Raw genomic sequence first — 18,775 nt, forward strand, 5'->3', positions numbered from 1 at the left:
GTAACCATGGCAACTATCACAACCTCCCGGCTTCAACTCACCCCTTTCGAACCCTCTGACTGGGCGTTTTTCCGCTCGCTGCGTGAAGATCGCGACGTCATGCGCTATATGGCCGCCATCGCCCCGGAAAAAGAGACCCGACGCGTCTTTGCCGCACGCCTGATGGCGGAGCATGTATTCGTGATCCGCTTTCAGGACGACGAAACCCCGCTGGGCGATATTGGCCTGCAAATCAGCCCCGAGAATCGTGAAGAGGCCGATATCGGCTATACGGTCGTGCCCGCCGCCCAGGGTAAAGGCATCGCCAGCGAGGCGCTGCAGGCGGTATGTGAATATGCGTTCAGCCAGACGGGCGTGAAGGCCATTAACGCATACGTGCTGGCGGACAACGGCGGATCGGTGCGCGTGCTGGAGAAAGCGGGGTTTGTGCGTACGCAGGTGCTGGAAAAGGCGTATGAGATTGACGGCGTGCGGTATGACGACTGGGCGTATCGGCTGGAATGTGCCGGACGGCAACGGAATTTGTAGGCCCGGTAAGCGCCACCGGGCGATTAGGCTGCACTGCGGCCTGATGCCCTCACCCCAACCCTCTCCCACAGGGAGAGGGAGAACACCCAGCCCGTAGGCCCGGTAAGCGCAGCGCCACCGGGCGATTGGGCTGCACTGTGGCCTGATGCCCTCACCCCAACTCTCTCCCAAAGGGAGAGGGAGAACACCCAGCCCGTAGGCCCGGTAAGCGCAGCGCCACCGGGCGATTGGGCGGCACTGCGGTCTGATGCCCTCACCCCAGCCCTCTCCCAAAGAGAGAGGGAGAACACCCAGCCCGTAGGCCCGGTAAGCGCAGCGCCACCGTGCGATTGAGCGGCACTGCGGCCTGATGCCCTCACCCCAACCCTCTCCCACAGGGAGAGGGAGAACACCCAGCCCGTAGGCCCTCTAAGCGCAGCGCCACCGGGAGAGGGCGAAAGGCAAAACCTACTTCAACGATCCCTTCAGGAACTGCTGCAGGCGCGGGCTTTGCGGGTTCGCCAGCACCTCGTCAGGATGTCCCTGTTCTTCAATTTTCCCCTGATGCAGGAAGATAACGTGGTTAGAAACGTTACGGGCGAAGCCCATCTCGTGCGTCACCACCACCATCGTTTTGCCCTCTTCGGCCAGCTTCTGCATGATGCGCAGCACTTCACCCACGAGTTCCGGGTCGAGCGCAGACGTCGGTTCGTCGAACAGCAGCACCTCCGGCTCCATCGCCAGCGCGCGGGCGATAGAAACACGCTGCTGCTGCCCGCCTGAAAGATGCACCGGGTACTTCATCTGCTGGCGCTCATCGATACCCACTTTCGCCAGGTATTTTACCGCGCGCTCGCGGGCTTCCTGCTTGCTCAGGCCCAGCACCTGAATCGGCGCTTCCATCACGTTCTCCAGCACCGTCATGTGGCTCCAGAGGTTAAAGTGCTGGAAGACCATCGTCAGGCGCGTGCGCAGCAGGCGCAGCTGATTTTTATCCGCCACCTTCAGCTGGCCGTCTTTGTCACGGACCAGGTTGATGTTCTGCCCGCTCACCACAATCGAGCCTTCGCTCGGTTTTTCAAGGAAGTTAATGCAGCGCAGGAAGGTACTTTTACCCGAGCCGGATGAGCCGATAATACTGATTACGTCGCCCGCATTCGCCTGCAGCGACACCCCTTTCAGCACTTCATGTTCGCCGTAGCGTTTGTGCAGATCAATAACGTTTAATTTGTTCTCAGCCATCATCTTTCTCAGTGCGTCGAAGGTTTTATATGCTGCAACCAGCGTTTTTCAGCCCTGCGGAACAGGCTAATCAGGACGTAGGAAATAATCAAATAGAGCACCGCCGCAATGCCAAACGCGGTGAACGGCTGGTAGGTCGCGGAGTTGATATCGCGCGCGATTTTGAGCAGGTCCGGCACCGTCGCCGTAAAGGCCAGCGCGGTGGAGTGCAGCATCAGAATCACTTCGTTACTGTACGCAGGCAGCGCAATGCGCAGCGCCGACGGCAAAATAATGCAGCGATAGAGCTTCACCGATGAAAAACCGTACGCGCGCGCGGCCTCGATCTCACCATAAGGCACGGAGCGAATAGCGCCTGCAAAAATCTCGGTGGTATAGGCGCAGGTGTTGAGCGTGAGCGCCAGCACCGTACAGTTCAGGCCGCTGCGGAAGAAGGCGTTCAGCATCTCGGTGCCTTTCACGATCTCCAGCGTGTACATCCCCGAATAAAATACCAGCAGCTGCACATACAGCGGGGTACCGCGGAACACGTAGGTGAACAGCCAGATCGGGAACTGGATAAACTTGTTGTTTGACACGCGGCCGATGGCGAGAAACACCGCCAGAATGCCGCCCATCACCACGGAAGAAATCAGCAGCCACAGCGTAATGGCCACGCCGGTGAAGCGGTAGCCATCGGTCCACAGCAGCGATTTCCAGTATTCCTGAATAATCTCAATCACAGGTCAGCCCTCTTCACACCCACGGAGTAGCGACGTTCGAGAAGAAGCAGCACGCCATTGGAGACGGTCGTAAAGACCAGATAAATCACGCCGCAGACTACCGCAAAATAGAACGGTTCCCAGGTACTTTTCCCCGCCAGCTGCGTCGCCTTCACGACGTCTTCCAGACCGAGCAAAGAGACCAGCGCCGTTGACTTGAGGATAACCTGCCAGTTGTTGCCGATGCCCGGAAGCGCATAGCGCATCATGGCCGGGAACATGATCCGGCGAAACGTTTGTGAGGAGGTAAAACCGAACGCGGTTGCCGCTTCAATATGCCCTCTCGGCACCGCCATATAGGCGCCGCGGAAGGTTTCAGTGAAGTACGCACCGTAGATAAAACCGAGGGTAATAATACCGGCCACCATCGGATCGATATCAATTTGATCCATACCGACGGCATCCGTCACGCTGTTGAGCGCAATCTGCAGGCCGTAAAAAATCAGCAGCATCAGCACCAGGTCGGGAACACCGCGGATAAGCGTAGTGTAACCTTCAAAAATCAGCGCCAGCGGCTTGTTTGCCGACAGCTTCGCGCCTGCGCCCGCCAGACCGATCAGCACCGCCAGTACAACGGAGCTGATAGCCAACTCAAGGGTGACAAGCGCGCCTTGTAAAATAACGCCCGAAAATCCGTACAGCATACCGCGTGCCCTGTCGTGTCGTGAGTGGTGAAACCGTGTCTATTCCCCTCCCGCCGGGGGAGGGGCCGCACGTTATTTGCCGGGGCGATTAGCCGCCGTAAACATTAAAATCGAAGTATTTTTTCGCCAGCTTGTCGTAGGTGCCGTCTGCACGCATTTCGGCGAAGGCTTTGTTCAGCGCTTCGCGCAGTTCGTTGTCTCCTTTGCGCAGGCCCATACCGGTCCCGACGCCAAAGAGCTTCTCGTCCTTAATGGACGGGCCACCGAACTTATAGTCTTTACCTACTGGCTGTTTGAGGAAGCCTTCGCTCGCCGCGACTTCATCCTGGAAAGCGGCATCAATACGGCCCGCCGTCAGGTCAGCGTAGATGTTTTCCTGGCCCTGATAGGAAACGATTTCAATCCCCTTCGGCGCCCAGTGCTCGTTACCGTAGGTTTCCTGAGTGGTGCCCTGCAGCACGCCCACGCGTTTGCCCTTCAGGGATTCAAGGGTAGGCTGAATGTCAGAGGAATTAGCCACCACCAGACGGGAATCTGCCGCGTACAGTTTGTCGGTGAAGGCAATCTCCTGCTGGCGTTTTTCAGTGATGGAGAGAGAGGACATGATCACGTCGATTTTTTTCGCTTTCAAAGACGGGATCAGCGCATCCAGCGGGTTCTCAACGTAGGTACATTGCGCTTTGATGCGTTTGCATAGCTCGTTAGCCAGATCGATGTCAAAACCAACCAGTTCACCCTTCGCATTCTTCGATTCGAACGGGGCATAGGTAGGATCGGTACCAATACGAATTTTTTGCGGAATAGCTGCGAACGCCGCGGTGGCGCTGGAAAGTGCCAGTACCAGAGAAAGTGACAATGCTAGTTTTTTCATATCTGTCCTCAACAAACTGTCTTGATTCAGGTTTTTACGACGACGGGGTGCTGCTAATGTGCCATTAATCCCCATTGTCAGGCAAAGAATAATGCCTTTCGGACGGGAATTTTTGCATTATAAATGCTTAAGTATGCACACAGCGTCCCAATACGGTGCATAATCTGCACCATATTGGATCATTCACGCCACTGATGCACCGATTAGGTGCATCGCCGCTATACCTCAATCACCGTAGACGTTGAAGTCGAAGTATTTCTTCGCCAGTTTGTCGTAGGTACCGTCTTTACGCAGCTCGGTGAAAGCTTTATCGAAGGCGGCTTTCAGCTCGGTATCGTCCTTACGCAGGCCGATGCCGGTGCCATCCCCGAAGTATTTTTTATCCTTCACGGACGGGCCAGCAAAGGCGTACTCTTTACCCGCGGGCTGTTTCAGGAAGCCTTCGCTCGCGGCGACTTCATCCTGGAATGCGGCATCCAGACGGCCCGCAGCCAGATCGGAGTAAATCAGATCCTGGTTCTGGTAAGCCACAACGTCCACGCCCTTCTCACGCCAGTTGGCGTTTGCAAAGCCTTCCTGAGTCGATCCCTGCAGCACGCCCACGTGCTTGCCTTTCAGCGAGTCAATGGTCGGCTGAATCGGAGAGCCTTTGGCGGCAATCAGACGGGAATCCGCTGCGTAAAGCTTTTCAGAGAAGGCGATCTCCTGCTGGCGTTTTTCAGTGATGGAGAGCGAGGAGATAATGGCGTCGATTTTCTTGGCCTTCAGCGACGGGATCAGCGCGTCGAAGTCGCTGCCCACCCATGTGCATTTCACCTCCATGCGCTTGCACATCTCATTCCCCAAATCGATATCAAACCCAACGAAATCACCTTTCGCATCCTTCGAAGAGAATGGCGCATAGGTTGCGTCAGTACCGATGCGTACCGTCTGCGGCAGCGCCGCGTAGCTGCCTGCGGCTGCGCTTAACCCCACGAGTAAAGACAGAGCCAGAACCGTCTTCTTCATACATTTACCCTCAAGTACCGTGATTTTATTATGGTTTGCGTTGTGTGTTGTGTTGCAGGCTTCTCTTGCAGGTCTTATGCCACATTGCCGTCTGGTCAAAAATTCGACGTTAAATATGTTAATAAAACGTTGCGATATTGCCTTAATGAGGAAAGATAGCAGGTCTGCCGAACGAACCGGAGAGAGAAAAAGGGAAAAAACGAATTAAATGTCGAGGATATGATCGCGGTTGCAGTTTTACCCTGAAACAGGGCAAGTTGCCTTTTCATGCACTCAGGAAGTGCAAAACATCATGCTCCCTGCCAGCGGGTAAAGAGATCTTCAGGCAGGTCAATATCAAACTGATCCAGCACGCGGTTAACCGTCTGATTAATCAAATCATCCAGCGTCTGCGGGCGATGGTAAAACGCCGGAACAGGCGGCATTATCACGGCGCCCAGCTCGGCGGCCTGCGCCATCAGACGTAAATGACCCAGGTGCAGCGGCGTTTCCCGCACGCACAGTACCAGCGGACGGCGCTCCTTGAGCACCACGTCTGCCGCACGCGTCACCAGCGTGTCGGTATAGCTGTTCACAATGCCGGAGAGGGTTTTGATTGAGCAGGGCAGGATCGCCATGCCGGCCGTTTTGAACGAACCCGAGGAGATGCTGGCCGCGATGTCACGGGCATCGTGCACCACATCCGCCAGGGACTGAACGTCACGCAGGGAGAAATCGGTTTCAAGCGAGAGAGTCTGACGCGCTGCCTGGCTCATCACCAGATGGGTTTCTACTTCCGATACGTCACGCAGCACCTGCAACAGGCGTACGCCGTAAATGGCGCCGCTGGCACCGCTAAGCCCAACAATAAGTCGTTTCATGATATTCGCCCTGGCTGATTTCAGGGCTGACTGTGCAGGATTTTGTGCGGAGTTGCAAGTGAGGGCGGCTGCCCTCACCTGCAGGAGCATCAACCTTCGTTATGCATCTCTAAACTTTCCAGATCGTTCTGCAGCTGGACGGCTTTCGCATCGTCGTTACGCAGCGAATCAAGGTAGTCGAGATACTGCTGGTCAACGTCTTTCGTCACATAGACGCCGTTAAACACCGAGCATTCGAACTGCTGAATGTCCGGGTTCTCGGCGCGTACCGCGTCGATCAGATCGTTCAGATCCTGGAAAATCAGGCCGTCGGCGCCGATGATCTGGCGAATTTCGTCCACTTCACGCCCGTGAGCAATCAGCTCCGTCGCGGTTGGCATGTCGATGCCGTACACGTTCGGGAAGCGGATTTCAGGTGCCGCTGAGGCCAGGTACACTTTCTTCGCACCGGCTTCGCGCGCCATCTCGATAATTTGCTCAGAGGTGGTGCCGCGCACGATGGAGTCATCCACCAGCAGGACGTTCTTATCGCGGAACTCCGCGCGGTTGGCGTTCAGCTTGCGGCGTACGGACTTACGGCGCAGCTGCTGGCCCGGCATGATAAAGGTGCGGCCAACGTAGCGGTTCTTCACGAAGCCCTGACGGTATGGCTTATCCAGAATACGGGCGATTTCCAGCGCGATATCGCAGGACGTTTCCGGGATCGGGATGACAACGTCGATATCCAGATCGTCCCACTCGCGGGCAATCTTCTCGCCCAGCTTCGTGCCCATGTTCACGCGCGCGCTGTACACGGAAATCTTGTCAATGAAGGAGTCCGGACGGGCAAAATAAACGTATTCGAACAGGCACGGGTTGCTGACCGGGTTGTCTGCACACTGGCGGGTGAACAGCTGACCCTTCTCGGTGATGTAGACCGCTTCGCCCGGCGCGACGTCGCGCAGGAACTCAAAGCCCAGGGTATCCAGCGCCACGCTTTCGGAGGCGACCATGTACTCGGTACGGCCATCGCCCAGGTCACGCTTGCCGAGCACCAGGGGACGGATGCCGTTCGGATCGCGGAAGGCGACCATGCCGTGGCCGATAATCATTGCCACGCAGGCGTACGCGCCGCGGATCAGGCGGTTGGTCGCGGCAACGGCAGCAAAGATATTGTCGGCTTCCAGCGGGTAGTGACGGAAGTTATCCAGCTCGCTGGCAAAAATATTGAGCAGGATTTCTGAATCGGAGGTGGTGTTTATGTGGCGACGTTTCTCTTCAAACAGCTTTTTACGCAGCTCGTGGGCGTTAGTCAGGTTGCCATTGTGGGCAAGCGTGATGCCGTAAGGAGAGTTGACGTAGAAAGGCTGAGCCTCAGAGGCGCTGGAGCTGCCAGCAGTAGGATAACGAACGTGACCAATCCCCATATTACCCTGCAGGCGCTGCATATGGCGGGCTTCAAACACATCGTTTACCAGGCCGTTTGCTTTACGTAAACGGAAGCAGTTGTGTGCATCAATGGTGATGATGCCCGCAGCGTCCTGTCCACGGTGCTGAAGCACCGATAATGCGTCATAAATAGACTGGTTAACCGGCATGAAACCGGCGATACCGACAATACCGCACATTCGTCTTTTCCTCGTTAAGCCACATCTCAGGGTTTATGCCCTGGGCAAGAAACTCGACGAGCTTTGCAGATAGTCAAAGAACCATCTGATGATGAAGCTGAACTCTGGAATGAGCTGCGATTTCTGCCAGTCTTCGCTTTTTGAGAACCCGGTAAAGGTATCCAGGAAGAACAGTATCGCGGCCACAATCAGCACGCCTCGCAGCGCGCCGAAACAGATCCCGAGCACCCTGTCCGTCCCTGACAGACCGGTTTTCTCGACCAGTTGGCCTATCACGTAATTCACGATAGCGCCGACTATCAGCGTCGCGATAAACAGCACCGCGATGGCGATTCCGTTTCGGACCAGTTCATCTTCAAAGCCCGTGAACCAGACAGACAGGTAAGTGTAGTAATGACTGGCAACAAAGAAAGCACAACCCCAGGTTACCAGCGATAACGCTTCACGAACAAAGCCACGGATCAGGCTAACCAGACAGGAAAAACCAATCACCGCAATGATGGCGTAATCAATCCAGACCATATGTGTCCCACGATTAAACGCCCTGTCATCCAGTTCGGGGCGAATTCTAACAGAAAAAGAAAACGTTTGCGTAGGGATTTCCTTCCCGCGCGTAAATAAAAAAGGCGCTGAAAAAATGCTCAACGCCCCTCACCCTAGCCCTCTCCCCAAAGGGGAGAGGGAACTGTACGATGCAGTATGATACAAACGCGCTCAATGCGATTTTCACCCTCGCCCCTTTGGGGAGAGGGCCGGGGTGAGGGGTAGATCTTATCAGTTCGCGCTGTAGTTCATCACCACACCGCTCAGCCCGGAGATCTGCTTCAGCTCGCCAAGCGATCCTTTCAGCTTGTCTTTCGAGGCGTCAGGGCCCACGAGGATACGGGTGATTTTACCCTGCACCGGCGTGGAAGGTGAAGTGTAGACACGATATCCCGCGCCGCGCAGTTTACTCACCACCTCGTTAACTTTATCGGCATTTTTCAGCGCGCCGAGCTGTACAACGTAGGCTTTTCCGGTCGGTGCCGCGTCTTGTTTCGTCGGCGGCGCTTCTGAGGCGGCAGCAAGCTGTTCGGCCGCTTTATCCCGCTGCGGTTTAGGCTGCGGCTTCTCTACGGGCTTCGGTTTTTCAACAGGCTTCGGCTGTTCTACCGGTATCGGATCGATCTCGATATTGTTATTCGCCGCAAGACGCGACGGATCGAGCGACGGCGCAGCGGCATCACCCGCACGCACCTCTTCCGCCGCACCTTCTGGCGGCTGAGCAGGAAGCGCCTGCGTCGCAGCGGGCAGCATATCCGGCTCGTCGCGATCGCCCGGTTTCGGTACCAGCGGAATCGCGGCAAACTCATCCTGGTAATGCTTCTTCTGCCCGTCGAGCAGACCCGGGAGAATAATCACCCCCAGCGCGACCAGCACAATGGTTCCTGTTAAACGGTTCTGAAACTTACTCGCCACCGGTTCTCCCCGCGTCCATCACTTCCATGACATGTGCCACCGTGTGGAATGACCCACACACCAGCACGGTATCTTCTGGTTTAGCATCCGCCATCGCGGCGTGCCAGGCCTGAACCACGCTATCGTAAATTTTGCCCTTGCCAAGATGTTCCATCAGCTGTTCAGCAGTGGCGCCGCGCGGCCCTTCCAGAGGAGCACAATACCAGCTATCGACCACACTCTCCATGCAGGCCAGCGTGCCGCCAATATCTTTATCGTGAAGCATACCGATAACCGCCAGGACGCGCCCGGTTTTTGGTAACGATTTGAGACGTCCTGCGAGATACGCCGCCGCGTGCGGGTTGTGCGCCACGTCCAGAATCAGGCGCGGTGACTCGCTGACAATCTGAAAACGCCCCGGCAGGATCGCGTTCTGAATACCGTCGCGGATCGCCTGCTCGCTTACCGTTAATCCGCTGGCGCGCAGTGCCGCCAGCGCGGTCGCCGCGTTAGGCTGTGGCACCTGCGGCAGCGGCAGGTTGTCCAGCACGCCGTGAGCATCGCTGAAACGCCAGGCGTTGCCCTGAACCTCATACTGCCAGTCCGCGCCGCGACGCAGCAGCAGCGCGCCCTTCTCTTTCGCCACGTCCGCAATGGTGTGCGGCATATCCGGCTCGCCGACCACGGCAGGCCTATTCGCCCGGAAAATACCGGCCTTCTCGCGGCCAATGCTTTCGCGATCCGGCCCCAGCCAGTCGGTATGATCCAGCGCGATGCTGGTGACGACGGCGACATCGGCGTCCACCATGTTGGTGGCATCAAGACGCCCGCCCAGGCCGACCTCCAGAATCACCACGTCAAGCTGCGCCTGTTTGAACAGCCACAGCGCCGACAGGGTGCCGTATTCAAAATAGGTTAATGAGGTTTCACCGCGCGCGGCCTCAATAGCGGCAAACGACGCCGTGTGGGCAGACTCCGCCAGCTCGGCATTCTGAACGCGTACGCGCTCGGTGTAGCGCACCAGATGCGGCGAGCTGTATACGCCAACCTTGTAGCCTGCGGCCATCAGGACCGATTCCAGCGTGCGGCAGGTGGTGCCTTTACCGTTGGTTCCGGCGACGGTAAACACAAAGGGTGCGGGCTTCAAAACGTCGAGACGCGCGGCAACCTGGCTTACGCGCTCAAGCCCCATATCGATGGTTTTACTGTGCAGGTTTTCCAGATAAGAAAGCCACGCGGCCAGGGGCGACGTGGCTTGAGGAATGCTTTTATTTTCCATGATGCCCGGTTGTCATTAACGATTTAGAAAGCAAAAGGGCAGCGCCAACCGGCCCTGCCCTTTTCAGTTATCAGGCCTCGGGTTCCTGATCCGGTACGACCACGCCTTCGCGCGGCTCATCCGGGTTAGGCGCCGGCAGATTCATCAGCTTCGCCAGAATGCTTGCCAGTTTCAGGCGCATTTCCGGGCGGCGAACGATCATGTCGATAGCGCCTTTCTCGATGAGGAACTCACTGCGCTGGAAGCCCGGCGGCAGTTTTTCACGTACGGTTTGTTCGATAACGCGCGGGCCGGCAAAGCCAATCAGCGCTTTCGGCTCGGCGATGTTCAGATCGCCCAGCATCGCAAAGCTCGCGGAAACGCCGCCCATGGTTGGGTCGGTCAGCACGGAAATGTACGGCAGACCGCGTTCCTGCATTTTCGCCAGCGCAGCAGAGGTTTTCGCCATCTGCATCAGAGACATCAGCGCTTCCTGCATACGCGCGCCGCCGGAGGCGGAGAAGCAGATCAGCGGACAGTTGTCCTCCAGCGCCTGCTCAACGGCACGCACGAAGCGCGCGCCAACCACGGAACCCATTGAGCCGCCCATGAAAGCGAACTCGAAGGCTGCAGCGACAACCGGCATCTCGTGAAGGGTGCCCTTCATGACGATCAGCGCGTCTTTCTCGCCGGTCTCTTTCTGGGCAGAGGCCAGGCGATCTTTGTATTTTTTGGAATCGCGGAACTTCAGCACGTCTTTTGGCTCAAGTTCGCTGCCCAGCTCTACCAGAGAACCTTCGTCCAGCAGGCTATGCAGGCGGTTGCGCGCCGACATACGCATGTGGTGGTCGCATTTTGGACACACCTCAAGATTGCGCTCCAGCTCTGCACGATACAGAACCTGGCCGCAGCTATCACACTTCGTCCATACCCCTTCAGGAATGCTCGCTTTACGAGTCGGGGTAATGTTGCTTTTAATTCGTTCAATCCAGCTCATTGATAACCTTTCTGCCTGAACCTGGTCGTATGCCAGTTTTGCTGTAAGAGGCGAATAATGCCATTTTTGCCTCCAACAGACCATGAATGTTGCACATTAAAACATAACAGCCCGAAACTTTGGATAAAAAAGTGGTCGAACCGCAGGTGCAAATTTACTTCGCCTGTTTTGCTGCTGCCCGTTTATGACGAATAATTTCAATAACTCCAGGCAATACGGAAAGCACAATAATAGCTACAATCAGTAACTTAAGGTTTTCCTGAACCACAGGGAGATCGCCAAACAGGTAGCCTGCGTAGGTAAAGAGAAGAACCCACAGCAGTGCGCCAGCAACGTTATACATCGCAAAATGACGATAGGACATATGCCCCATTCCCGCCACAAACGGTGCAAATGTGCGCACAATAGGCACGAAGCGCGCAAGGATAATCGTTTTACCGCCATGGCGCTCATAGAACGCATGCGTTTTATCTAAATAGCTGCGGCGGAAAATTTTCGAGTCCGGATTGCTGAACAACCGTTCTCCAAACACGCGCCCAATCGTGTAGTTGACCGCATCGCCGATAATCGCCGCGATAATCATCAGCACCACCATTAAGTGCACGTTCAGATCGTTAGTGGGTAATGCGGATAGCGCCCCGGCCACAAACAGCAGGGAATCGCCCGGCAGGAACGGCGTCACGACCAGACCCGTTTCGCAGAACAGGATCAGGAAAAGAATGGCATACACCCAGACGCCGTACTGCGCGACCAGCTCCGCCAGGTGAATATCAATATGCAGAATGAAATCAATCAGAAAACGTATTACATCCATATTGTCTAAGCCTTAATTGCACCTTTGTTTAGTCCGCTAAAAACAGCGGGCCCATTGGCGGTTTTGGCAGGTCAAACCGGTCCGGATAATCCACCGAGACCAGATACAGCCCTTCCGCTTTCGCCGTTGCTGCCGCAAGCGTTCTGTCCTTCGCTGCCAGCAGTTCTGCAATCCAGCTCTCCGGCTGGTGTCCGGCACCTACTTCCATCAGGCTGCCAACAATATTCCGCACCATATGATGTACAAAGGCATTGGCTTTGATATCCACCACCACATACGCGCCATAACGACTGACGTTAATGTGCATGACGTTACGCCACGGCGTGCGGGACTGACACTGCACCGCACGAAACGACGTAAAGTCATTTTCTCCTATCAGACACTGCGCCGCGCGCTGCATACGTTCTGCATCGAGCGGTTCATAAAAGTGGGTCACGCCCTGGCTTAGCACCGCCGGGCGCAGACGCTGGTTGTAGATGACATAGCGGTAGCGGCGCGCGGTGGCGCTGAAGCGCGCATGAAAATCATCCGGCACAGCTTTTACCCAACGCACGGCAATGTCACCAGGTAAATTCGCATTTACACCCAGCGTCCAGGCGGCGTCCTTCCGCACGGCGGTGGTTTCAAAATGCACCACCTGCCCTGTACCGTGGACGCCCGCGTCCGTACGGCCCGCGCACAGGACGTTAATCGGCTCGTTCGCCACCTGAGAGAGCGCTTTCTCCAGCTTTTCCTGAACGCTGCGCACCTCATTCTGACGCTGCCAGCCATAGTATTTACTGCCGTCGTACTCAATACCGAGGGCAATTCTATGGACCGGCTTTTGTTCCACTTCTGACATCAGTACAGATACTCCTGGACCAGCTTCTCGGCGATTTTGACCGCCATCAGCGCGCCGCCAAAGCGAACGTTATCGGCCACGGACCAGAACTGCACCTGCTCCGGCATGCCGTAATCGTTGCGCACGCAGCCCACGGAAAGATGTGCGCTACCGGTGGCATCGCCCACCTGCGTCGGAAATTCGCTCTCCTCGGAAAGCACAATGTCTTCACCGCGGCTAAACGCATCGCGCGCCTCTTCTGCAGCCAGCGGGCGCAGCGCTTCAAAGCCCACCATCTGCGCGTGGCCGTAGAAAACGGGCGACAGCACAACGTTGGCGGAGATCATCAGGCCTTCGTCCTGCAGAATTTTGCGGACTTCATCGACGATACGGCGCTCTTCGCGCACGGAACCTTCGCGATCGGGCAGCAGCGGGAGCATGTTGAACGCCAGCTGACGGCCAAAGAAATCATCTTCGTCAATCGGGATGCCGTTAAGCAGTTTCGCACTCTGCCCTGCCAGCGCATCGACGGCTTTTTTACCGTTGGCTGAAGCGGACAGCAGGCTGGTCACGGTGATACGCGACAGGCCGCCGTCATCGATCAGCGGCTTAAGCGCGGTCAGCAGCTGGCTGGTCAGGCTATTCGGTACCGCAATCACGTTGCGGTTACGGTAGTCAGCCAGCACAAACGGGTTCACGTCCGGCACCACCAGCGGCACGTCGGGTTCCATCGCGAACAGACCGCTGAGATCGATCACCAGACAGCCCGAATTCGTCGCGTCTTCAATATAGGATGCGCTAGCCTCAACGCCCGCAGCGAAGAACGCCAGCTGCGCCTGCGTCCAGTCGAATTCTGCGGCATCCTGAACCATCACGGATTTACCGCTAAAGCGCAGATGCTCGCCCGCGCTGTCGGTACGTGCCAGCGCATAAATTTCTCCCACCGGGAACTGACGCTCAGCAAGAGTTTCAAGCAGGGCTTCACCCACGGCGCCAGTGGCGCCCAAAATGGCAATGTTCCAGCCTTCAGACATGGTGGTTTACTCCAGAAATAAAAAAGCGTCCCTGCCAGAGTATCCGGCAGGGAGCATTAAGAAGACATTAACGTGCCGGGTGGTGAACGGCGTTAAATCCCAGCTTCTGCAGCAGCGTCGCCGCCGTTGCGTCGTCACAAATAACGTACAGGGAAGACCACTCGCGGCGCTCAACGTAGTTCTTGCGCAGCTTATCAAACTCACCCGGAATACCCGCCACTTTACGCAGCAGCGCGTCATCGCGGCGCACATCATACACCAAATGCACCAGCCTTTTTAGCGTGGCTTCATCAAGCGGGCCGTGGAGGGTAATACGACCAAACTCCGGCGCGGGCAGTAAGGTATCCAGCGCCACCTGCTGTGGGTGGCCGATAAAGGCGCTGTAGGCCTCAAACACCTGCGTCGTGCCGCGCGCTTTACCTTCAAGCGTGTAACCGGCGATATGCGCGGTTCCCACGTCCACTTTATTTAATAGCTCAACGTTGAGATCCGGCTCCGGCTCCCAGACGTCCAGCACCACGCTGAGGTCTTGTCCTTCGTTCAGACATGTCAGCAGCGCGGCGTTATCTACGACCGGACCGCGGCAGGCATTTATCAGAATAGTGCCAGCCTTCAGGCGGCGGATCAGCGTTTCATCGGCCAGATGAAGAGACTTGTACGGACCGTCCTTAAACAGCGGCGTGTGGAAGGTGAGCACATCACACTGTTGAACCAGCTCATCCAGCGAGCGGAAATCCCCCTCATCGCCATTATCCTTGCGCGGCGGATCGCACAGCAGCGTGCGAATGCCTAACGCCTCAAGACGTTTTTGCAGGCGCCCCCCCACGTTGCCCACGCCGACAATCCCCACCGTACGGTCTTTGAGCGCAAAACCGTCGCGCTCGGCCAGCATCAGTAGAGAAGAAAACACATATTCCACGACGGCAATCGCATTACAGCCGGGCGCGGCGGAAAAGCCAATCCCCGCCTGCTTCAGCCATTTGTCATCCACATGATCGGTCCCTGCCGTTGCGGTTCCAACAAACTGAATCCCTTTGCCGGAAAGCAACGCCTCATTTACTTTGGTCACCGAACGCACCATCAGCGCATCCGCGTCATCCAGTTCATTCACCGGAATTGGGCGACCCGGGACAGCCTTAACGTCGCCAAGGCGGCTAAACAGCTCGCGGGCGTAAGGCATATTTTCATCAACGAGGATTTTCACGTCTGAGTACCTGTTTGAGAGGAAGTTAACCGCGCAAGTGTGCCATAATCTGGCCGCCAGGCATATATGCAGGCCGAGTTTTGACTTTAAGGATTTTTGACGATGCAGCCCATTTCAGGTATGCCGCCGCGCCCTCCGGGTGATGGCCCGGCAACGCACACTGTCGCCGGTGAACAGCCGCTTTCCACGCAACAGCGCACCGTGCTGGAGCGACTGATCACGCGCCTGATCGCGCTGACCTCACAGCAAAACGCAGAGGTCTGGGCCGGCGTAAAGCACGATCTGGGCGTAAGGAATGATGCACCGCTTCAGTCGCGCCATTTTCCTGCCGCCGAGCAAAACCTGAATCAGCGCCTTACCGCCGCTCAGCAGAACCATGCCACCCGCCAGATCGTCTCGCAGCTGACCGAGCTGCTGGGCCAGGGGAACAACCGCCAGGCGGTGAGCGATTTTATTCGTCAGCAGTACGGTCAGACCGCTCTCAGCCAGCTGACGCCGGATCAGCTCAAAACCGTACTGACGCTGCTGCAGAGTAACCAGCTGTCTATCCCGCAGCCGCAGCAGCGTCCCGCAACCGAGCGCCCGCTGCTGCCTGCTGAACACAACACCCTCAAGCAGATGGTCACCAGGCTGGCTGCGGCCACCGGCGAACCGACAAAGCTTATCTGGCAGTCCATGCTGGAGCTTTCTGGCGTGAAGGACGGGGAGCTGATCCCGGCAAAACAGTTTACCCATCTGGTCACCTGGCTACAGGCGCGGCAGACGCTCAGCGGCCAAAGTGCGCCTACTCTGCATACGCTGCAGGCGGCGCTGAAACAGCCGCTGGAGCCGCGCGAATTTGAAGCGATCAGGGATTATGCCCAGCAAACCTGGCAGGCCACGCCGCAAACGGTATTGACCGCCGCGCAGGTTCAGGATGTGCTGAATCAGATCTTTACTCGCCGCAGCGAGCGCGAAGGCGGCGTGCCGGAGGCGCGAAACATTCAGCCCATTTACAGCCCGCTGTTTGCGCCAGTCGTCGAGACGTTCAGAACGCTCTCTGCGCGTCCGGGGTTGATGTTTATGGCGCTATTGATTGCACTGGCGATTTTCTGGCTGGTTGTCTGAGGTTTAGCCCGGTGGCGCGACGCTTACCAGGCCTACAACGGCTCGAACCGTAGGCCGGGTAAGGCGCAGCCGCCACCCGGCAACATCGGCTCAACGCCTGCGAAACGCCACCAGCGTCACCACAATCCCCACCACCGCTGAAACTGCCCCTGCGAGGAATACCGACGGATAGCCAAACGACGTCGCTAACAGCCCCGCTATCGGTCCGGTGACACCGTACGAGATATCCTGAAACGCAGCGTAGCCGCCCAGCGCCGTACCGCGCACCTGCGGAGCCACGCGCTTAACCACCTCCACGCCCAGCGCAGGGAAGATCAGCGAACAGCCGCAGCCGGTCAGCGCCGCGCCCAGCAGCGCAACGGGGGCGGTGGGGGCCTGCCAAAGCAGCACCAGACCAACCGTTTCAATCACCAGCGAGGCCACCGCCACCTTGACGCCGCCGAAGCGATCCGGCATCCAGCCAAAAAGCACGCGCATCAGCACAAACGCGCCGCCAAAGGCGGTAAGCGTGAAGCCAGCCATCGCCCAGCCGCGACTCATAAAGTACAGCGAGACGAATGTACCAATGACCGCGAAGCCAACACCCTGTAGCGCCAGCCCCAGTCCCGGCTGCCAGATTTGGCCCACCACGCTCCAGAGCGACGGGCGCTCACCTTTATGGGCGGGCACTTTACGCACCGAACCGTTGAACGCCCATGCCAGCAGCGGCAGCACCATGGTCGTTCCGGCCAGGACCGCAAAGCCAAACTGGCTGTGGATTAATAAACCCAGCGGCGCACCCGCGGCCAGCGCGCCGTAGATGGCCATCCCGTTCCAGGACATCACTTTGCCCGAACGCGCGGGGCCAACCAGCCCCATTCCCCACGTCAGCGTGCCGGTCAGCAGCTGGCTCTCACCAAAGCCGAGGATTAAGCGCCCCACCACCAGCAGCGCGAATTTATACGCGGCGTCCACCGGCAGCAGCGCGGCCAGCAGCCAGGCGCCGCCCGCCAGACCGCAGGCAAACATCCCCTGCAATGCCGAGCGCTTTGCACCATGCTGATCCGCCAGACGTCCCGCATAGCCTCGGGTTAAAACCGTGGCTAAAAACTGAATGCCCACGGCAATACCGACCATGGTATTGCCGTAGCCCAGCTCCTGGTGAACGAACAGCGGGATCACCGGCAGCGGCAGGCCAACGGTCATATAGGTCAGGAAAACCGCAAAAGCGATGCGGAACAGAGGAATGTTTCCAGTAGAGGCATTCTTTTCGGGAATAGCGGCCGTCATGCATAACTCCGGGTTCAGGCATAAAAAAAGGGAGCCCTCAGGCTCCCTTCTACTATACATTCAAACGCTTATGCTTTCAGCTTACGCATGACCAGCGTGGCGTTCGTGCCGCCAAAACCGAAGCTGTTGGACATAACGGTAGTCAGCGTCGCATCGGTAGGTTTGGTCACGATGTTCAGGCCAGCAGCCTGCTCGTCCAGCTCGTCAATGTTGATGCTTGGGGCAATGAAGCCATTTTCCAGCATCAGCAGAGAGTAGATCGCTTCCTGCACGCCAGCCGCACCCAGAGAGTGACCGGTCATAGCTTTGGTTGCAGAGATAGCCGGGCTGTTGTCGCCAAACACTTCGCGAATGGCACCCAGCTCCTTCACGTCGCCTACCGGAGTGGAGGTACCGTGGGAGTTCAGGTAGTCAATCGGGGTGTCAACGCCGTGCATCGCCATCTTCATGCAGCGCACCGCGCCTTCGCCGGATGGTGCAACCATGTCGGCGCCGTCGGACGTTGCGCCGTAGCCAACGATCTCAGCATAGATGTGTGCACCACGTGCCAGAGCGTGTTCCAGCTCTTCAACCACAACCATACCGCCGCCGCCAGCGATGATGAAACCGTCACGGTGTGCATCATACGTACGGGAGGCTTTTTCTGGGGTTTCGTTGTACTTGGTGGACAGCGCGCCCATCGCGTCGAACTCACAGGCCATTTCCCAGCCCAGCTCTTCGCCGCCGCCAGCAAACACGATGTCCTGTTTGCCCAGCTGGATCTGCTCTACCGCATTACCGATACAGTGTGCAGAAGTCGCACACGCGGAGCTGATGGAGTAGTTCACGCCGTGGATTTTGAAAGGGGTCGCCAGGCACGCGGATACCGCAGAGCCCATTGCTTTGGTTACGACATAGGGACCCACCGCTTTCAGACCACGCGGGCTACGCATTGCGTCAGCACCGAATACCTGTGCTTTAGACGAACCGCCGGAACCGGCAATCAGACCCACGCGTGGGTTGTTCTGATAAACGTCTTCGCTCAGGCCAGCGTCAGCAATAGCTTCCTGCATGGAGAGATAAGCATAAATAGAGGCATCGTTCATGAAACGAACCACTTTGCGGTCAATCAAACCGGTGGTGTCCAGTTTGACGTTACCCCATACGTGGCTACGCATACCTGAATCTTTAAACTCTTCAGAGAAAGTGATCCCGGAGCGTCCTTCACGCAGAGATGCCAGGACTTCCTGCTGGTTATTACCGATGCTGGAAACGATGCCCAGGCCAGTAATCACTGCACGTTTCATTCAATACCTCTGTAAGTCGCACTATAGTAAGTTTCGAGTGGCACAATAG

At 57.2% G+C, this 18,775-nt stretch carries 19 protein-coding genes; 2 read left to right on the plus strand and 17 right to left on the minus strand.

The genetic code is table 11. From position 1 onward, the window contains the following. The first annotated feature begins 6 nt into the window (after positions 1-6). Positions 7-528 (plus strand): GNAT family N-acetyltransferase, encoded by a 522-nt coding sequence (locus tag VPX56_RS15595; RefSeq protein ID WP_326467497.1) that lies wholly within the window; start codon positions 7-9, stop codon positions 526-528. Between the two features lie 447 nt (positions 529-975). On the opposite strand, the gene hisP is transcribed toward VPX56_RS15595, so the two are convergent. From hisP to pdxB, 15 genes are all read right to left on the minus strand, one after another. Next, positions 976-1,749 carry a histidine ABC transporter ATP-binding protein HisP gene (hisP, locus tag VPX56_RS15600; RefSeq protein ID WP_045354320.1) on the minus strand — a complete coding sequence of 258 codons (774 nt, stop codon included), beginning with the start codon at positions 1,747-1,749 and terminating at the stop codon, positions 976-978. A gap of 8 nt (positions 1,750-1,757) precedes the next feature. Continuing rightward, entirely contained in the window at positions 1,758-2,471 is a 714-nt protein-coding gene (locus VPX56_RS15605; protein ID WP_131634850.1) for an ABC transporter permease, read from the minus strand. After that, positions 2,468-3,154: a histidine ABC transporter permease HisQ gene (locus VPX56_RS15610; protein ID WP_326467499.1), complete on the minus strand. Its 687-nt coding sequence runs from the start codon at positions 3,152-3,154 to the stop codon at positions 2,468-2,470. The genes VPX56_RS15605 and VPX56_RS15610 overlap by 4 nt, the downstream gene beginning before the upstream one ends. 88 nt (positions 3,155-3,242) lie before the next feature. Beyond that, positions 3,243-4,025, minus strand: a complete 783-nt coding sequence (hisJ, locus tag VPX56_RS15615; RefSeq protein ID WP_326467501.1) for a histidine ABC transporter substrate-binding protein HisJ — start codon at positions 4,023-4,025, stop codon at positions 3,243-3,245. A 225-nt stretch (positions 4,026-4,250) separates the two neighbouring features. Beyond that, the gene (argT, locus tag VPX56_RS15620; protein WP_131634846.1) at positions 4,251-5,033 is read right to left on the minus strand and encodes a lysine/arginine/ornithine ABC transporter substrate-binding protein ArgT; all 783 of its coding nucleotides are present in this window, start codon (positions 5,031-5,033) and stop codon (positions 4,251-4,253) included. Between the two features lie 290 nt (positions 5,034-5,323). Further along, complete coding sequence (locus VPX56_RS15625) at positions 5,324-5,893, minus strand: UbiX family flavin prenyltransferase (protein WP_131634845.1); 570 nt, start codon at positions 5,891-5,893, stop codon at positions 5,324-5,326. Positions 5,894-5,982: 89 nt separating this feature from the next. After that, positions 5,983-7,500 carry an amidophosphoribosyltransferase gene (gene purF, locus VPX56_RS15630; protein WP_119937116.1) on the minus strand — a complete coding sequence of 506 codons (1,518 nt, stop codon included), beginning with the start codon at positions 7,498-7,500 and terminating at the stop codon, positions 5,983-5,985. 33 nt (positions 7,501-7,533) lie between these two features. After that, the gene (cvpA, locus tag VPX56_RS15635) at positions 7,534-8,022 is read right to left on the minus strand and encodes a colicin V production protein (protein WP_000262116.1); all 489 of its coding nucleotides are present in this window, start codon (positions 8,020-8,022) and stop codon (positions 7,534-7,536) included. Between the two features lie 252 nt (positions 8,023-8,274). After that, positions 8,275-8,958 carry a cell division protein DedD gene (dedD, locus tag VPX56_RS15640; protein ID WP_263609828.1) on the minus strand — a complete coding sequence of 228 codons (684 nt, stop codon included), beginning with the start codon at positions 8,956-8,958 and terminating at the stop codon, positions 8,275-8,277. Then, positions 8,948-10,216, minus strand: a complete 1,269-nt coding sequence (folC, locus tag VPX56_RS15645; RefSeq protein ID WP_326467509.1) for a bifunctional tetrahydrofolate synthase/dihydrofolate synthase — start codon at positions 10,214-10,216, stop codon at positions 8,948-8,950. The genes dedD and folC overlap by 11 nt, the downstream gene beginning before the upstream one ends. 70 nt (positions 10,217-10,286) lie before the next feature. Continuing rightward, positions 10,287-11,192, minus strand: a complete 906-nt coding sequence (gene accD, locus VPX56_RS15650; protein WP_023336427.1) for an acetyl-CoA carboxylase, carboxyltransferase subunit beta — start codon at positions 11,190-11,192, stop codon at positions 10,287-10,289. Positions 11,193-11,346: 154 nt separating this feature from the next. Next, positions 11,347-12,006 (minus strand): DedA family protein, encoded by a 660-nt coding sequence (locus tag VPX56_RS15655; protein WP_326467512.1) that lies wholly within the window; start codon positions 12,004-12,006, stop codon positions 11,347-11,349. Between the two features lie 28 nt (positions 12,007-12,034). Next, a complete protein-coding gene (gene truA, locus VPX56_RS15660; RefSeq protein ID WP_042716992.1) occupies positions 12,035-12,847 on the minus strand; it encodes a tRNA pseudouridine(38-40) synthase TruA in 813 nt (270 codons plus the stop codon). After that, complete coding sequence (locus VPX56_RS15665) at positions 12,847-13,860, minus strand: aspartate-semialdehyde dehydrogenase (RefSeq protein ID WP_326467514.1); 1,014 nt, start codon at positions 13,858-13,860, stop codon at positions 12,847-12,849. The genes truA and VPX56_RS15665 overlap by 1 nt, the downstream gene beginning before the upstream one ends. Before the next feature lie 67 nt (positions 13,861-13,927). Further along, the gene (gene pdxB, locus VPX56_RS15670; protein ID WP_263609825.1) at positions 13,928-15,064 is read right to left on the minus strand and encodes a 4-phosphoerythronate dehydrogenase PdxB; all 1,137 of its coding nucleotides are present in this window, start codon (positions 15,062-15,064) and stop codon (positions 13,928-13,930) included. A gap of 102 nt (positions 15,065-15,166) precedes the next feature. On the opposite strand from pdxB, the gene flk reads away from it, so the two are divergent. Next, positions 15,167-16,171, plus strand: a complete 1,005-nt coding sequence (gene flk, locus VPX56_RS15675; RefSeq protein WP_263609824.1) for a flagella biosynthesis regulator Flk — start codon at positions 15,167-15,169, stop codon at positions 16,169-16,171. Positions 16,172-16,261: 90 nt separating this feature from the next. Here the strand turns inward: flk and VPX56_RS15680 are convergent, their stop codons facing one another. Both VPX56_RS15680 and fabB read right to left on the minus strand, forming a co-directional pair. Then, positions 16,262-17,440: an MFS transporter gene (locus VPX56_RS15680; protein ID WP_263609823.1), complete on the minus strand. Its 1,179-nt coding sequence runs from the start codon at positions 17,438-17,440 to the stop codon at positions 16,262-16,264. A 68-nt stretch (positions 17,441-17,508) separates the two neighbouring features. Then, positions 17,509-18,726 carry a beta-ketoacyl-ACP synthase I gene (gene fabB, locus VPX56_RS15685; protein ID WP_131634833.1) on the minus strand — a complete coding sequence of 406 codons (1,218 nt, stop codon included), beginning with the start codon at positions 18,724-18,726 and terminating at the stop codon, positions 17,509-17,511. Between the last annotated feature and the right edge of the window lie 49 nt (positions 18,727-18,775).

The sequence above is a fragment of the Enterobacter wuhouensis genome (assembly GCF_035835995.1).
GTDB classification, from domain to species: domain Bacteria; phylum Pseudomonadota; class Gammaproteobacteria; order Enterobacterales; family Enterobacteriaceae; genus Enterobacter; species Enterobacter wuhouensis.

Coding starts and splice junctions, on each gene's coding strand:
- truA (WP_042716992.1), bottom strand. CDS start 12,847: ATGTCAGAAGTGGAACAAAAGCCGGTCCATAGAATTGCCCTCGGTATT.
- hisJ (WP_326467501.1), bottom strand. CDS start 4,025: ATGAAAAAACTAGCATTGTCACTTTCTCTGGTACTGGCACTTTCCAGC.
- VPX56_RS15625 (WP_131634845.1), bottom strand. CDS start 5,893: ATGAAACGACTTATTGTTGGGCTTAGCGGTGCCAGCGGCGCCATTTAC.
- VPX56_RS15680 (WP_263609823.1), bottom strand. CDS start 17,440: ATGACGGCCGCTATTCCCGAAAAGAATGCCTCTACTGGAAACATTCCT.
- argT (WP_131634846.1), bottom strand. CDS start 5,033: ATGAAGAAGACGGTTCTGGCTCTGTCTTTACTCGTGGGGTTAAGCGCA.
- VPX56_RS15655 (WP_326467512.1), bottom strand. CDS start 12,006: ATGGATGTAATACGTTTTCTGATTGATTTCATTCTGCATATTGATATT.
- fabB (WP_131634833.1), bottom strand. CDS start 18,726: ATGAAACGTGCAGTGATTACTGGCCTGGGCATCGTTTCCAGCATCGGT.
- flk (WP_263609824.1), top strand. CDS start 15,167: ATGCAGCCCATTTCAGGTATGCCGCCGCGCCCTCCGGGTGATGGCCCG.
- hisP (WP_045354320.1), bottom strand. CDS start 1,749: ATGGCTGAGAACAAATTAAACGTTATTGATCTGCACAAACGCTACGGC.
- VPX56_RS15665 (WP_326467514.1), bottom strand. CDS start 13,860: ATGTCTGAAGGCTGGAACATTGCCATTTTGGGCGCCACTGGCGCCGTG.
- VPX56_RS15595 (WP_326467497.1), top strand. CDS start 7: ATGGCAACTATCACAACCTCCCGGCTTCAACTCACCCCTTTCGAACCC.
- purF (WP_119937116.1), bottom strand. CDS start 7,500: ATGTGCGGTATTGTCGGTATCGCCGGTTTCATGCCGGTTAACCAGTCT.
- VPX56_RS15610 (WP_326467499.1), bottom strand. CDS start 3,154: ATGCTGTACGGATTTTCGGGCGTTATTTTACAAGGCGCGCTTGTCACC.
- accD (WP_023336427.1), bottom strand. CDS start 11,192: ATGAGCTGGATTGAACGAATTAAAAGCAACATTACCCCGACTCGTAAA.
- folC (WP_326467509.1), bottom strand. CDS start 10,216: ATGGAAAATAAAAGCATTCCTCAAGCCACGTCGCCCCTGGCCGCGTGG.
- cvpA (WP_000262116.1), bottom strand. CDS start 8,022: ATGGTCTGGATTGATTACGCCATCATTGCGGTGATTGGTTTTTCCTGT.